Annotated in this window: 8 protein-coding genes; 6 read left to right on the forward strand and 2 right to left on the reverse strand. The window is 70.1% G+C overall.

The window, feature by feature from the left end; translation table 11 throughout:
- Window positions 1-69 precede the first annotated feature (69 nt).
- The gene (locus M1D55_RS13630) at window positions 70-1872 is read left to right on the forward strand and encodes a hypothetical protein (RefSeq protein ID WP_456282398.1); all 1803 of its coding nucleotides are present in this window, start codon (window positions 70-72) and stop codon (window positions 1870-1872) included.
- Between the two features lie 28 nt (window positions 1873-1900).
- Here M1D55_RS13630 and M1D55_RS13635 read toward each other — a convergent pair whose 3' ends face one another.
- A complete protein-coding gene (locus M1D55_RS13635; RefSeq protein ID WP_456282399.1) occupies window positions 1901-5347 on the reverse strand; it encodes a diguanylate cyclase in 3447 nt (1148 codons plus the stop codon).
- A 511-nt stretch (window positions 5348-5858) separates the two neighbouring features.
- Between M1D55_RS13635 and M1D55_RS13640 the strand changes: the two genes are divergently transcribed.
- From M1D55_RS13640 to M1D55_RS13650, 3 genes are all read left to right on the forward strand, one after another.
- Window positions 5859-6269: a hypothetical protein gene (locus M1D55_RS13640; RefSeq protein WP_006578197.1), complete on the forward strand. Its 411-nt coding sequence runs from the start codon at window positions 5859-5861 to the stop codon at window positions 6267-6269.
- Window positions 6270-6646: 377 nt separating this feature from the next.
- The gene (locus M1D55_RS13645) at window positions 6647-7105 is read left to right on the forward strand and encodes a (2Fe-2S)-binding protein (RefSeq protein WP_023265065.1); all 459 of its coding nucleotides are present in this window, start codon (window positions 6647-6649) and stop codon (window positions 7103-7105) included.
- 25 nt (window positions 7106-7130) lie between these two features.
- Window positions 7131-9383, forward strand: coding sequence for a molybdopterin cofactor-binding domain-containing protein (locus tag M1D55_RS13650; RefSeq protein WP_456282400.1), 2253 nt, complete (start codon window positions 7131-7133; stop codon window positions 9381-9383).
- Between the two features lie 141 nt (window positions 9384-9524).
- On the opposite strand, the gene M1D55_RS13655 is transcribed toward M1D55_RS13650, so the two are convergent.
- The gene (locus M1D55_RS13655) at window positions 9525-11444 is read right to left on the reverse strand and encodes a hypothetical protein (protein ID WP_456282401.1); all 1920 of its coding nucleotides are present in this window, start codon (window positions 11442-11444) and stop codon (window positions 9525-9527) included.
- Window positions 11445-11668: 224 nt separating this feature from the next.
- On the opposite strand from M1D55_RS13655, the gene M1D55_RS13660 reads away from it, so the two are divergent.
- Entirely contained in the window at window positions 11669-11959 is a 291-nt protein-coding gene (locus M1D55_RS13660) for a helix-turn-helix domain-containing protein (protein WP_006578193.1), read from the forward strand.
- 299 nt (window positions 11960-12258) lie between these two features.
- Window positions 12259-13896, forward strand: a complete 1638-nt coding sequence (locus M1D55_RS13665) for an alpha-amylase family glycosyl hydrolase (protein WP_456282402.1) — start codon at window positions 12259-12261, stop codon at window positions 13894-13896.
- Window positions 13897-13942: the final 46 nt, after the last annotated feature.

Below are 13942 nucleotides of genomic sequence, written 5' to 3' on the forward strand. Positions count from 1 at the left end.
TCTTGTGTCTGCAGTGTATTTGCAACGTGTCGCCCGCCGACGCCGGCGACCGTTGCGGGGAAGACCATCATGCCTCCAACCGGTTTTGCATCCTCCTTTGCGGGTTCACCGCTGACGACGCCCTGGCGGCAGGGCCCGCTGCCGCCGCCCCGGCCAGTCGGCAAGGTCGGCGCCGACGCCGCGGTGCTCGGCGGTGTGGTGTGCCGCATCACCGCGCACAAGGCCAAGCGGCCGTTTTCCCGGCTCGGCAAACTCGAGGCCGCGCTCTATGTGTGCTGGGACGCCGTGGCGGTCGCGTTGACCTCGGCGCGCGCCGCGCAACTGCCCGCGATGCTGCGCGACGGCGTGCCCCCCGGTTTCTTCGCCACGCTGAGCTTCAAGATCGGCGCCGCAATGCCGTTGCTGGCGGCGGTGGAGATCGCCGTGGCGTTTGGACGATTCCGCGGGGCGGTCGCCAAGCGCGGGCGCCTGGACGCGCGCCTGCGAGACAGCGCGGCCGATCACAAGCTGTGCGAGGCGGCGTTGCGCCGGCGGCTGGCATCGCGCACCGAGGCGGCGCCGCCGGCCGAGCGCGCGATGCGGCGGCAGCAGCGGCAGGCACTGCGCGACGACGGCTACCTCGACGCGTTCCTCGCGCATCGTCAGACACGGGCCGAGCGCGGCGACTGCGGCGGCAAACTGTTCCACAGCGGCCTGACCATGGCGCGCGACGGCATCGTGCAGAGCGGCGCGGCCGGGTTCTCCGCGATCCAGGTGCTCGGCCACCTGTTTCCGTTGATCGCGACCGCCTTGCCCTGGACGGGTATCGCGGGATGCGCGGCGTCGATGGCCATGTCGGCGGCGCATGTCGTCACCGGGGTCTTGCAGCTGCGCGACAGCGGCAAGCAGCGCGCGGCGTTGCATCGGCGGCGCGAGCTGCTGCGGCGCTCCCCGCTCGCGGCCGCGCTGGCCGGCCTCGAGCGCAACGGCGCGGCGGCCACCGTCTGCAAGGCGCAGCCGCTGTCGGCGCGGCAGCAGGCCATCGTCGGCGAGGCGAACCCCGGGCAGCTACGCCAGACGGCGGCGTTCTATCGCACTGCGATGCAGTACTGCGACGGCAGGCTCGGCGAGGCCATCGACAACGCCAACCGGGAGGGCCGCAACGCGAAGTTTCGGATCGCTTACGGCGCCGGCACGCTGGCGGTCAACGGCACGGTGCTCGGCCTGACGGTGGCCGCGCTGACCACGTTGACCGCGGCCACGGCCGGTATGGGACTGGCGGTGGCCGGCGCGGCCCTGGGCATGTGTTGGCTCGGCTTCGCGGTGTACAAGATGTATCGCTGGTACAAGTGCCGGCGGGCGTTGCAGGCCGCCGCGCGGACGGCCCGGCGGACGCTGCGGCCCGCCGGCGGCAACGACGCCGCCACCGCCAAGGCGATCGGCACCGCCTGCGCGCAACTCGATGCCGGCAACGCCAACACGCATCGTCATCTGATCGCGACGCGCGTGATCCAGCATCTGCAGGCGCGCGGTTCCGCGCAGGCGCTGGCCGAACGCAGCATGGCGCGCGCGCTGATGCGCACGCTCGGTGCCGATGCCGAAGTGGTGGCCGCGATCGAGGCCGCGCAGACGCCCGAGCAATGCCGGCTGGCGTTGAAGCTGGTGCAGCGCCATCTCGACGGGCGCTGCATCGATCCGGCGCGCGCGCAGCAGGCAGCGCCGATGCGCGAAGCCGATGGCGCGTCGACGTCGCCGGAGGCGGCGCGGTACGAGGCAAATCATGATGCAGATCACGACGCAAATCGCGATGCCCAGGAAGACGACGCCCGCACGCCGCTGTTGCGCCGGATGGCCGACAGCGCCGGTGCCGGTCTTGCTGCCAGCCACGGTTGAACCGCCGGGTAGCGGCGGCGCGCTGGCGCTACCTTGACGGCTGCGCGGTCCCGCCTGGCACGCCCCTCGCGCAGCGCGCCAGGTAGTCTTCCAGCGGCATCGGCCGCCCGATTGCATAGCCCTGCGCATAGTCGACGCCGATCTCGCGCAGCACGTCCAGCGTCGCTTCGTCCTCGACCGATTCGGCCACGGTGAGGATGCCGAGCCGGTGGCCGATGTCGTTGATCGAGCTGACGATCTCGCGATCGACGGCGCTGCTGGCCAGATGCCGGATGAAGCTGCCGTCGATCTTCAGGTAGTCCACCGGGAACTGCTTCAGATAGGCGAACGACGACAGGCCGGCGCCGAAGTCGTCCAGCGCCATCGTGCAGCCGGCCTTGCGCATGTCGGCGACCAGCCGGTTGGCCGCGGCCATGTTGTTGATCAGCGCGGTCTCGGTGATCTCCAGCCGGATGCGGCTGGCCGGCAGCACCGAGTTCGACAGCTCGGCATGCAGGAACGGCAGCAGGAAGGGCTCGCCCAACGAATTGGCCGACAGGTTGATCGACACCGACAGCCCGGGCACCGCCAGCAGCCGCGCGCCGAAATCGCGCAGCACATGCTGGATGACCCAGCGGTCCACATGGCCCATCAGGTCATAGCGCTCGGCCGCCGGAATGAAGGCGCCGGGCATCACCAGGCTGCCCTGCTCGTCGACCATGCGCACCAGGATTTCGATATGGGACGCAGGTGCCGATGCCGGCGATGCAGGCGACGGTGCAGGCGACGAGGCTGGCGACGCCGGTCCGGACCCGGGCGCCAGCGCGCGGATCTCCTGCGCGAACAGCCGGAAGCGGTTGGCCTCCAGCGCCGAATGGATGCCCGCGGCGACCTGCAGCTCGCGATGGTGGCGGCGCGCGTCGCTCTCGTCGCGGCGATAGACCGACACGCGGTTGCGCCCCGCGGCCTTGGCGGCGTAGCAGGCCACGTCGGCACGGCTCATCAGCTCGCCCAGCGGCGGCGCCTCGCGATCGATCGCGGTGATGCCGACGCTGGCGCCGACATCGTAGACCCGGCCTTCCCACGGGAAGCGCCGCGCGCGGATCGCGTCGATGACCTTCAGGCAGACGCGCTCGCCCTGGTCCACCGAGCAGTTGCGCAGCAGCAGCGCGAATTCGTCGCCGCCCAGGCGCGCCAGCAGGTCGTCCGGCCGCACCTGGCTGCGGATCACGTGGCCCAGCTCGCGCAGCAGCACGTCGCCGGCGGCATGGCCCGCCGTATCGTTGACGATCTTGAAGCGGTCCAGATCGATGAAGCACAGTGCATGGTGCTGGTCGAACTCGCGCGCCGACTCGCAGGCCTCGCGCAGGCGCTGCTCGAACCAGATGCGGTTGGGCAGCCCGGTCAGCGCGTCGTGCATCGCCGAATGCGCGAGCTTGCGCTGCAGCGCGCGGGCCGCCGTGATGTCCTGGAACACCAGCACCGCGCCGATCACGTCGCCGCGCGGCGTCAGCACCGGCGCGGCGGAGTCCTGCACGTCGTGGCGCTCGCCATGGCGGCTGATCAGCACCGCGCCATCCTCGAGATAGACCGGCCGCAGCGTCTGCAGGCACTTGGCGACCGGGCAGGCGATCGGCTGGCCGCTGGTTTCGTCGACCACGTGGAACACCGTGGCCAGCGGCCGGCCGTCGGCCTCGGCCATGGTCCAGCCGGTCAGCTGCTCGGCGATCGGATTGATGAAGGTGATGCGCAGCGACGCATCGGTGCAGATCACCGCATCGCCGATCGATCGCAGCGTGATATGCAGGCGCTCCTTCTCCTCGAACAGCGCCTCGGTCAGCCGATGGTGCTCGGTGATGTCCCAGTTGGTGCCTACCATCGACAGCGCGGTGCCGTCGTCGGCGCGCGACACCACCGCCATCGCGCGGATATGCCGCACCTCGCCGTCGGGCCGCAGGATCCGGTACTCGGTATCGAAGGGCTGCGCGCCCTTGACCGCCTGGCGCATCTCGTGCCGGGCGCGTACCACGTCGTCGGGATGCACCAGCGCGATCCAGCCGTCGAGGTCCGGTGCGCCGTCGGCGGCCGCGGTGCCGTGCAGCGCGTGCATGCGGCGGTCCCACGACAGCGTGCCGGCGGCGATGTCCCATTCCCAGATGCCGACCCGGCCGGCCTCGACCGCCAGTTCGGTGCGCCGCGACAGCGCCTCGAGCCGCTGCTGCGCGAGCTTGTGTTCGTGGATGTCCTCGACCTGCGCGATGAAATGCAGCGGCGCGCCCGTGGCCTCGTCGCGCACCAGCGATACCGCCAGCAGCGCCCAGATGAAGTTGCCGTCCTTGCGCCGGTAGCGCTTTTCCATCCGGTAGCTGTCGATGTCGCCGGCAACCAGCCGTTCGAGCTGTGCCAGATCGGCGGCCAGGTCGTCCGGATGCGTGATGTCCTGGAACGGAATGCGGCTGAGCTCGGTCGCGCTGTAGCCGAACAGCTCGCAGATTGCGCGGTTGACCTGCTGCCAGCGGCCATCGACGCTGACCAGCGCCATGCCGATCGCCGAATGGTGCATCGCCTGGCGGAAGCGCCGTTCGCTGCCGCGCAACTCGCTGCGGTCGCGGCGGTTCTGTTCGCTCAGATAGGCGATGCAGACCGGGAACACCAGGATCAGGCTGGTCGACAGCTTCATCGCGTGGGTCAGGAACTGCGGCGCGTCGACCAGCCCGGCCTGTGCAGCGGCCAGTCCGAGCATCACCGTGACCAGCATCGACAGCAGCGTCAGCAATGCGGTGGCGAACGGGTTGGTAAACAGCGCGGCGACCACCAGCGGCAGCGACAGCACGCCGAACGGATCGTGGGTCTGCACCACCGCCACGCCGCCGACGGTCGCGGTCAGCAGCAGCAGCCCGGCCACCCGCGGCAGCCGCGTGCGGGGGAAGGTGTCGCGCAGTCGCTCGCGCGAGTAGGTCACCGACAGCGGCACCAGCATCAGCATGCCCATCGCGTCGGCGCTCCACCAGGTCGACCAGATGTCGCCGATGGGCCGGCCATAGGCGAGCGAAATTGCAGCGGAGCCGATGGTGGCGCCGATCACCGGGGCCAGCGTGCACGTCGCGCCCAGCATCAGCGCGAAGCGGGCCAGCGGCACCGCGCTGGCGCGGCCGATGCCGCCGCTGATGCTCGGCGCCAGCCACGCGACGAACAGGATCTCGGCGATGTTCGAGGCGCCCAGCACCAGCGCGAGCCACCACGGGTCGCCGAACATCGCGTTGGCGGCAATGCCCGCCACCAGCATGCCGGCCAGCATCCAGGCACGCTCGCGCGGCGGCTGGTGCAGCGTCACGCCGGCACCGAAGGCGGTGGCCAGCCAGACGATGGCGGCGTTGCCCGGATAGCGCGTCAGCGCGATGCCGGCGACGGCCAGCAGGAAGAACAGCGCGGACACAAGCGAGACGCGTTGCCAGCGGGGCAGGGCGGGCAGGGGCGGTTCCGGATCGGACGTCATGGGAACGTGGATGGGCGCATGGCGTGGTGCCGGCGGCGGGCGGACAAGGTGCGGGGCCAGGGGTGTCCCCCGCCATGCGGCGCGGTGCCGGGCAAAAGGGGACCATGCCGGACGCGGGTCCGGCAGCATCGGGCGACTATAGCGCCGGGCCGATGCCGGCCATGCGCCGATCAGGCGCAAAGTCGGGGCGCATTTGGGGGTGGCGTTGAGCGGCGTTTTGAGGTAGGCGGGCCCGGTAGTGCGGCGAGTGGAGGGATTGAGGCAGGGATTGAGGCAGGGATTGAGGCGCGGATTGGGGCGCGGATTGGGGCGCGGATTGGGGCGGGGATTGGGGCGGGGATTGGGGCGGCGTTTGGCGTGGGGATTGGTGCGGCGTTTGGGCGGAGATTGGCGCGGCGATTACCTCGCAGGTCATCGCATTGCGCACGGCCGGCGACGATGATGAAGCCATCGCAACCGCTTCCTCTTTTTCTTCCCTTCGCCTTTTCCCTGACCCCTACGGAGATCGACCATGCAAACCGTCCAACCGACCCGCCTGCTGCGCCATGTTCTTCTCGCCGACGCCATCGTCAGCGGCCTGATGGGCCTGCTGATGGTGTTCGACGCCAACGTGCTGTCGAACTGGTTCGCGATTCCGGCGTCGTGGCTGCGCTATGCCGGCCTGGTGCTGCTGCCCTATGCCGCGATCGTCGGCCTGCTGGCGACCCGCAACCCGATGCCGCGCGCGCTGGTGCTGGCCGTGATCGTCTGCAACGCGCTGTGGGCGATCGACTGCATGCTGCTGCTGGTCACCGGCTGGCTGTCGCCGACCTGGCTGGGCAGCGCCTTCGTGCTGCTGCAGGCCTGGGGCGTGGCGGTGTTTGCCTGCCTGCAGTGGGTCGGCCTGCGCCGCGCGCAGGGCCAGCGCAGCGCGATGGCCTGAGCGACGAAGCTTGGCTCGCACCGGCCTCGAACAACGCCCGCGCATGCGGGCGGCTTTCCTTGTTCAGCGATCCGTGAAGTCACTGGGTCCCCGCGTTCGCGGGGACGACGGTATCGCGGTCACGTCGTCCCCGCGCAGGCGGGGACCCAGCGTCTTTCTCCCCGGGAGAGGCCCAATCTGACACGAAGCTGTCAGCAGCCTTGCACCGCGCTGACAGCGCCGATTTCGGTCCCAACAAACGCGAAACTTTGCACTATGCTTGCGTGGTTTTCGCGCGCCCGGCATTCCGCCCCTTCTCTGCCTCTTTCTCTGCCCCCTTTCGCGGCGCGCGTTGCTGGCGGTCCCAAAAAGGGGCGGCACGACAAGGAACGATCCCCATGACGACGCTGGAAATCAACGGCAAGCCGATGCAGGTCGACGCCGATCCGAGCACGCCGCTGCTGTGGGCGCTGCGCGATCAGCTGCGGATGACCGGCACCAAGTTCGGCTGCGGCATCGCGGCCTGCGGCGCCTGCACGGTACACATGAACGGCCAGCCGATCCGCGCGTGCGTGACGCCGATCTCCGCGCTGCAGGGCGCGCGTATCACGACGATCGAAGGCGCCGGCACCGACAAGGTCGGCCGGGCGGTGCTCGATGCCTGGGTCAGGAACGACGTATCGCAGTGCGGCTATTGCCAGAACGGGCAGGTGATGAGCGCGATCGGGCTGCTGCGCAACAAGCGCAAGCCGACCGATGCCGATATCGATCAGGCGATGGCCGGCAACCTGTGCCGCTGCGGCACCTATCAACGCATCCGCGCCGCCATCAAGGACGCGGCGCGCACGCTGGGCTGATCCGGGGCCGGGAGACATCATGCAAATGCAACGACTTGGAGCGCGGATAGCCGCGCTGTCCGGTGCCGCCGCCTCGGGCTCGCACGATGCGCCGGCAGCCGGCATCGACCGGCGCACCTTCCTGAAGCTGGGCGGCATCGCGGGCGGCGGACTGGCGCTGGGCATCGCGCCGCTGGCAGCGGTCCATGCCGATGAAGCGGCCGTGCCCGCGGCCAAGGGCCCAGCCGCGGCGCCACAGGCCTTCATCGTGATCGCGCCCGATAACACCGTGACGATCGCGGTCAACCGGCTCGAATTCGGCCAGGGGGTGCATACCGCGCTGCCGATGATGCTGGCCGAGGAGCTCGACGCCGACTGGCGCAACGTGCGCGCGGTGCTGGCGCCGGCCGGCGATCCGTACAAGGACCCGGCGATGGGCATCCAGATGACCGGCGGCTCGACCGCGGTCAAGCACTCGTACCAGCAGTATCGCGAGCTCGGTGCCCGTGCTCGCGCGATGCTGATCGCCGCGGCCGCGCAGCGGTGGGCGGTCGAGCCGTCGGCGTGCACCGCCGCGAACGGCGTGGTGACGGCCGGCAACCGCCGCGCGACCTATGGCGAGCTCGCGCAGGCCGCGATGGAGATGCCGGTGCCGCAGCAGGTCGCGCTCAAGGATCCGTCGCGCTTCACGCTGATCGGCAAGCCGACGCCGCGGCTTGATACGCGCGGCAAGCTCGACGGCTCGGTCGGTTTCGGCATCGATACGCAGCTCGACGACCTAAGGGTCGCCGTGGTCGCGCGGCCGCCGCGCTTCGGCGGCAGGGTGCGCCGCTTCAATGCCGAGGCGGCGCGGGCGATCCAGGGCGTGATCGAAGTGCTGGAGGTGCCCACCGACGGCGGCGGCACCGGCGTCGCCGTGGTCGCCAATGGCTATTGGCCGGCCAAGCAGGGGCGCGATGCGCTGCAGGCCGAATGGGACGACAGCGGCTCGACGGTGTCGAGCGCGGCGCTGTTCGAGGAGTACGCGAAGCTGGCACGCCAGCCCGGTAGAACGCCGCGCGCCGACGCCTTCGACCTGGCCGGGGCCGCGCGCACCGTCGAGGCCGAGTACCGCTTCCCCTATCTGGCGCACGCGCCGATGGAGCCGCTGAACTGCACGATGCAGGCCGAGGTGGCCGGCGGCAAGCCGACCCGCGTCAAGGTCTGGGCCGGCACGCAGTTCCAGACCGTCGACCACGGCGCGCTGGCCAAGGCTTTTGGCCTGCCACCCGAGCAGGTCTCGATCGTGACGATGATGGCCGGCGGCGGTTTTGGCCGGCGCGCGGTGCCGACCGCGGACTATCTGGTGGAGGCCGCGCAGTTGATGCGCGCCTGGGTCGCCAAGGGTCATCGAGAGCCGGTCAAGGTCATCTGGAGCCGCGAGGACGATATCCGCGGTGGCTACTACCGGCCGCTGCATCTGCACCATGCGCGCATCGGCATCGATGCGCAGGGCAGGGTGCTGGGCTGGGAGCACGCGATCGTCGGCCAGTCGCTGACGATGGGGTCGCCGTTCGAGGCCTTCCTGGTCAAGGACGGCGTCGACCACACGATGACCGAGGGCATCGTCGACCATGACTATGGTTTCCCGCTGCGGCTGTCGGTCCATCACCCGAAGGTGCAGGTGCCGGTGCTGTGGTGGCGCTCGGTCGGCCATACGCACACCGCCTTCGTCAAGGAGACGCTGATCGACGAACTGGCGACGGTGGCGAAACAGGACCCGGTCGCCTACCGGCTCGCACGGCTCGATCCGGTCAAGGGTGCGCGGCAACGCGCGGCGCTGCAGCTGGCGGTGGACAAGTCCGGCTACGGCAAGCGCAGGTTGCCGGCGGGACGCGCCTGGGGCGTCGCGGTGCACCAGTCCTTCGATTCGGCGGTGGCCTATGTGGTCGAGGTCTCGCTGCAGAACGGGCAACCGCACGTGCATCGCGTGACCGCCGGCGTGCATGCCAACCGCGTGATCAATCCACTGTCGGCGCGCGCGCAGATCGAGGGCGGCTGCGTGTTCGGGCTGGCGATGATCCGGCCGGGCTTTGCGATCGAGATCGACAATGGCGCGGTCAGGAACAGCAACTTCGGCGACTTCCCGCCGGTGCGCATCAATGATGCGCCGCCGGTCGAGGTGCACTTCGTGCCGTCCGACGATCCGCCTACCGGACTGGGCGAGCCCGGCGTGCCGGTGATCGCGCCGGCGGTCGCCAACGCGGTGTTCAAGCTGACCGGCAAGCGCCAGCGGCAGTTGCCGTTCGTGATGGCGTAGAGGGTGACGTTGGCGTTGGCTGTCGCGGCATCGCGGGTTGTCGTCCCCGCGCATGCGGGGACCCAGTGGCTTTGAAAGACGCTGGGTTCCCGCCTGCGCGGGAACGACATGATGGCGCTCGGGACGCCGTAGGTGCGTGGATTACAGCGCCAGGTAATGCGCCATCAGCCGCGGCATCGACATCAGCCGCACCGTTTCCGCGCCGTCCGTGCCTGGCAGGGCGACGCGAATCAGGCCGGACTGGTCAGCCGACAGTGCGCCCTGGCGTGCGACCGGGGTGTGCCGCGTCAGCGAGACCGAGCCGGACACCGCGCGCTGCCCGGCGGCCGCATCTTCGATCACCAGCGGCTGCGGCGTATCGATCTCGACGGCCATGCTCATGCCGCGCAGCTTCAGCGCCGCCCTGCCGCTGCCTGTGACCGAACCCGAACCGAAGTCGCTGCTGGCATCGAGCCGCACCTGCATGCCCTGCGTCATCGCCGTGGCGCCGCCGGGCGGCGTCGTCATGAAGTACTGGCTGTCGATGCGCACCAGCGGCGTGGTGCCCGCCAGCAGCGGCCCGCTCGCGCTGAGCGGATCGCCGAAAGCCAGCCAGTCGGTCCACATGCCGGCCGCCTGCAGCAGCGGCTGCGCGTCGGTCGCCTTGGTCGGGTCCGGCCGCGACAGCGCGATGTCGAACTGCACCTGACCGCTGGCGCCGAAGACGCCGGGCTCTCCGGCGAAATAGGTCACCGTCATCCGGCCCGAGCGCGCCAGCACCAGGCCGGACAGCGGTTCGCGCGTCAGGCACTGGCGATAGTCCAGCGTGAAGATGTCGCCGTGGTCGAGCACGCCATTGGGCGTGGCGTCCTCGTAGGCGATCGTGACCTCGCCCTGCGTGCGCTCGCCGGCGGCGCAGGCATAGGTCACCGAGCCCCTGGTCCGCGCCTCGTCGAGTCGCGCCGGCGTTTCGGCGCGCAGCAGCAGCGGCAGCGCGGCGGCGCGCATCGTCGCGGTCAGGTCTTCGCTGTCGACCGGCGCCTGGCTGGCGCTTTCCCGGGCGCGCGCTGTCGGATCCGGAGGACTGGTCATATGGGCCTGCATCAGCACCGTGGCGCGGTCGGCGACCGCGCGAATGTCCATCGCGCCTTGCGCGGCGAGTAGATCGATGCCCTGGGCGACGGCTTGCGCGACATAGGCCTGCGTCCAGTCGCTGATTCCCGCCGCCGTGCGGGACGCCTGGCTTTCCCGGATGGCCCTGGCGGCCCAGACCGCGAAGTTCTCGAAGCTGTTGTCGGACATCGGCGACAGTCCGGGGGTGGCCGCGAACTGCCGCTCGCGCAGCGCATGCAGCGTGGCGGCGACGACGCCGCGGGTGTCGGACGGCAGCGCCGAATTGCCCGACAGCGGTTGCGAGATCGGCGTGGGAACGACGCGCGCATAGTCGGCCGGCAGCAGCAACGCCTTGGCGATCTCCGCCTCGAGTTCCTGCTTCAGCTGGTCGATCGCGGCCGTCATTTCCTGCTTGAGGCGCGCGGCCTCGGCCTCGTTCGCCCTCTGGATCGCTTCCTGGTTGGCGCGCAGCGAGCCGACCACCGGCGACGGCAGGTGCAGCAACAGCTCGTCGAGCATGCTGACCGGCTTGGTGCCCTCGACCTTGCAGATGTCGGGGACCAGCGCGCGAACCTTGTCGGCGGCGCTTAGCGCCTGCTGCTTTCCGGTGGCCTCGTCGAAGAAGACCGCGGAGGGGCCGCCGCTGACCGTGATCAGCCCCGGGCCGCAATTCGCGGCGGGGATCGTCAGCGTGATCTGGCCGACGTCGCCGATCGTCCCCGAGGCGATGACGCCCTTGCCGTCCAGTCCACCCACCGTGACGAGGCCATGCAACACCGTACCCAGATGCGGCTGTACCGTCAGCGAATAGGTGGCCGGCGCGCTTGGCGTGCCGTTGTTGCCGCCGGTGTTGCCATTACCGGCCTGGCCGCCGCCACCATCATCGCCGCCGCCGCAAGCCGCCAGCGTGCCGGCGACGACGGCCGCCAGCGCCCGCAGCGCGATGCGCGCTGTCCTGCCTCGATTCATTTCCCTTCTCCCGTCCAAGGCATCGGTGCGCGCCCGCCGGGGGCGACGGCCCGATGCCGACCCGTTGTTGTGTGTGGTTGTGTGTGGCTCTGTATGGCTCTGCGTCCCCGGTGCGCCGCCATTTCGCGCCGCGCACCGGCGCCGCGTAGGCTAGCACAACGGTTGCGTGTGTCATCCCCCGAACGCGGCTTGCCATTGCAGGATGTGGCGCCTAATGTACGGACATGGACCCCAAGCAGGAAGCCACCTTGAGCTATGCCTTGCTGGCCGATCCGGCGCGCGCCGACATCTGCCGCGCGCTGCTGGAGGCCGGCGATGTCTGCGTGCCGGCCGCGGACCTGGCCGCCGCCGCGGGCCTGACCTTGCGCCGCGCGGGGCGGATCTTCCAGGAACTGCTGCAGGCCGACATCGTGGCGCTGACCGTGCAGGACCGGCAGGTCTGCTACAGCCTGAAGGCACGCCGCGAGATACGGCAGGCCCTTGGCTATATCGAGGACTCGGGGCTGTTGTCCTAGCGTCCTGACGCTTGTCGAAGCCCCGCACCGCCAGCTTCTCCCTTCTCTCCCTTCCCAGCCTTCTTCGCTTCCGCCGGGCACTCTTTTCGCTTCCCGGGCCGTCACGCCGACCGCTTGTCGGAAAAAATTACCGCGGCCGCGCAGGATTTGCGCATCGTGGCGCTGGCGGCGCCGCGCCCATATCGGTTCGCCATCGGACGACACCATGGACGACACCGTGGACGACACCGCGGATGCCGCCAGACGGGCATGGAAGCTGCATCGACGGGCGGATGACAACCGTCTTCGCCCGCGAGCCCATGAATGTGAATGTCCGTGCCACCGCACCGGCCGGCGCCATGCCCGGCCCTCCGCCCGATCCCTCGCAGACTGTCGAAGCAACGCGCGACACCTCGGTCTGGTGGAAGAGCGCCGTGGTCTACCAGATCTACCCGCGCTCCTTCGCGGATGCCAATGGCGACGGCGTCGGCGACCTGGCCGGCATCATCGAGCGGCTCGATCATGTGCGCGCACTGGGCGCCGACACGATCTGGATTTCGCCGATCTATCGCTCGCCGATGGCCGATGCGGGCTATGACATCAGCGACTACTGCGACGTCGATCCGGTGTTCGGCTCGCTGGCCGATGCCGACCGCCTGATCGGCGAGGCCCATGCGCGCGGCTTGCGCGTGCTGCTCGACTTCGTGCCGAACCACACGTCGGATCAGCATCCGTGGTTCATCGAATCGCGCTCGTCGCGCGACAACCCCAAGCGCGACTGGTACATCTGGCGCGACCAGCCGAACGACTGGCGCGCGGCGCTCGGCGCCGGCAGCGCATGGACATGGGACGAGGCTACCGGCCAGTACTATCTGCATCTGTTCCTGCCGCAGCAGCCCGACCTGAACTGGCGCAATCCGCAGGTCGTGCAGGCGATGCACGGCGTGCTGCGCTTCTGGCTCGACCGCGGCGTCGACGGCTTTCGCATCGACGTCGCCCATTGCACCGGCAAGGACCCGACCTTCGCCGATCATCCGCGCTGCCTGGCCGGCGAGCCGCTGGCCGACTTCAACGACGATCCCTACAGCCACGAGGTGCTGCGCGGCATCCGCAAGCTGGTCGACAGCTATCCCGGCGACCGCGTGCTGGTCGGCGAGGTCAATATCCGCTCGACCGCCACCGTGGTGCAGTACTACGGCGCCGGCGACGAGTTGCACATGTCGTTCAACTTCCCGCCGCTCGATGCGCCGTGGGACCCGGTGGTGTTCCGCACCTGCATCCGCGAGGTCGATGCGCTGCTGCAGCCAGCGGAGGCCTGGCCGACCTGGGTGCTGTCGAACCACGACAACGAGCGCCATCGCACCCGCTACGGCGGCTCGATGCGCCGCGCCCGCGCCGCGGCGGTGATGCTGCTGACGCTGCGCGGCACGCCGTTCATCTTCCAGGGCGAGGAACTGGGGCTGGAGGACGTGGTGGTCGAAGCGGGCCAGCGCGTCGATCCGGGCGGGCGCGACGGTCCGCGCGGACCGATCCCCTGGGACTTCGCGCCGCCGCATGGCTGGCGCGCGGCCCGGACCTGGCTGCCGTTCCCGCCCGAGGCCGCCACGCTGTCGGTGCAGTCGCAATGGTCGCAGCCCTCGTCGATGCTGCATCTGTACCGCACGCTGATCGCCGCGCGCCGCGCCAGTGCGGCGCTGCGGCTGGGCAGCTGGGAAGAACTGCGGTCGCCGCCCGAGGTGCTGGCCTATCGCCGCCGGCATGGCGAGGACGAGCGCGTGGTCTGCATCAACTTTGCCGAGCGGCCGCTGCCGGTCGATCTCGACGGCGACTGGCGCGTCGCGATCGACAGCCTGCCCGAAGGGGCGGACCGGCGTTTCGACGGCATGCTGCAGCCCGAGCAGGCCGTGCTGCTGGAGCCGCTGTCGCTGCCGAAGCCATCGCAGCCATCGCAGCCGTAAGCGCTGCGGGCGGTGCAGCCCGGACCGCCCGCTGCCGCCGTTCAAC

It is taken from the genome of Cupriavidus sp. JZ107 (assembly GCF_053903255.1).

Bases quoted from the DNA above. Each gene is read 5' to 3' on its own strand.
- M1D55_RS13655 (WP_456282401.1), bottom strand. From the start codon at position 11,444: ATGAATCGAGGCAGGACAGCGCGCATCGCGCTGCGGGCGCTGGCGGCC.
- M1D55_RS13640 (WP_006578197.1), top strand. From the start codon at position 5,859: ATGCAAACCGTCCAACCGACCCGCCTGCTGCGCCATGTTCTTCTCGCC.
- M1D55_RS13645 (WP_023265065.1), top strand. From the start codon at position 6,647: ATGACGACGCTGGAAATCAACGGCAAGCCGATGCAGGTCGACGCCGAT.
- M1D55_RS13630 (WP_456282398.1), top strand. From the start codon at position 70: ATGCCTCCAACCGGTTTTGCATCCTCCTTTGCGGGTTCACCGCTGACG.
- M1D55_RS13665 (WP_456282402.1), top strand. From the start codon at position 12,259: ATGAATGTGAATGTCCGTGCCACCGCACCGGCCGGCGCCATGCCCGGC.
- M1D55_RS13650 (WP_456282400.1), top strand. From the start codon at position 7,131: ATGCAACGACTTGGAGCGCGGATAGCCGCGCTGTCCGGTGCCGCCGCC.
- M1D55_RS13635 (WP_456282399.1), bottom strand. From the start codon at position 5,347: ATGACGTCCGATCCGGAACCGCCCCTGCCCGCCCTGCCCCGCTGGCAA.
- M1D55_RS13660 (WP_006578193.1), top strand. From the start codon at position 11,669: ATGGACCCCAAGCAGGAAGCCACCTTGAGCTATGCCTTGCTGGCCGAT.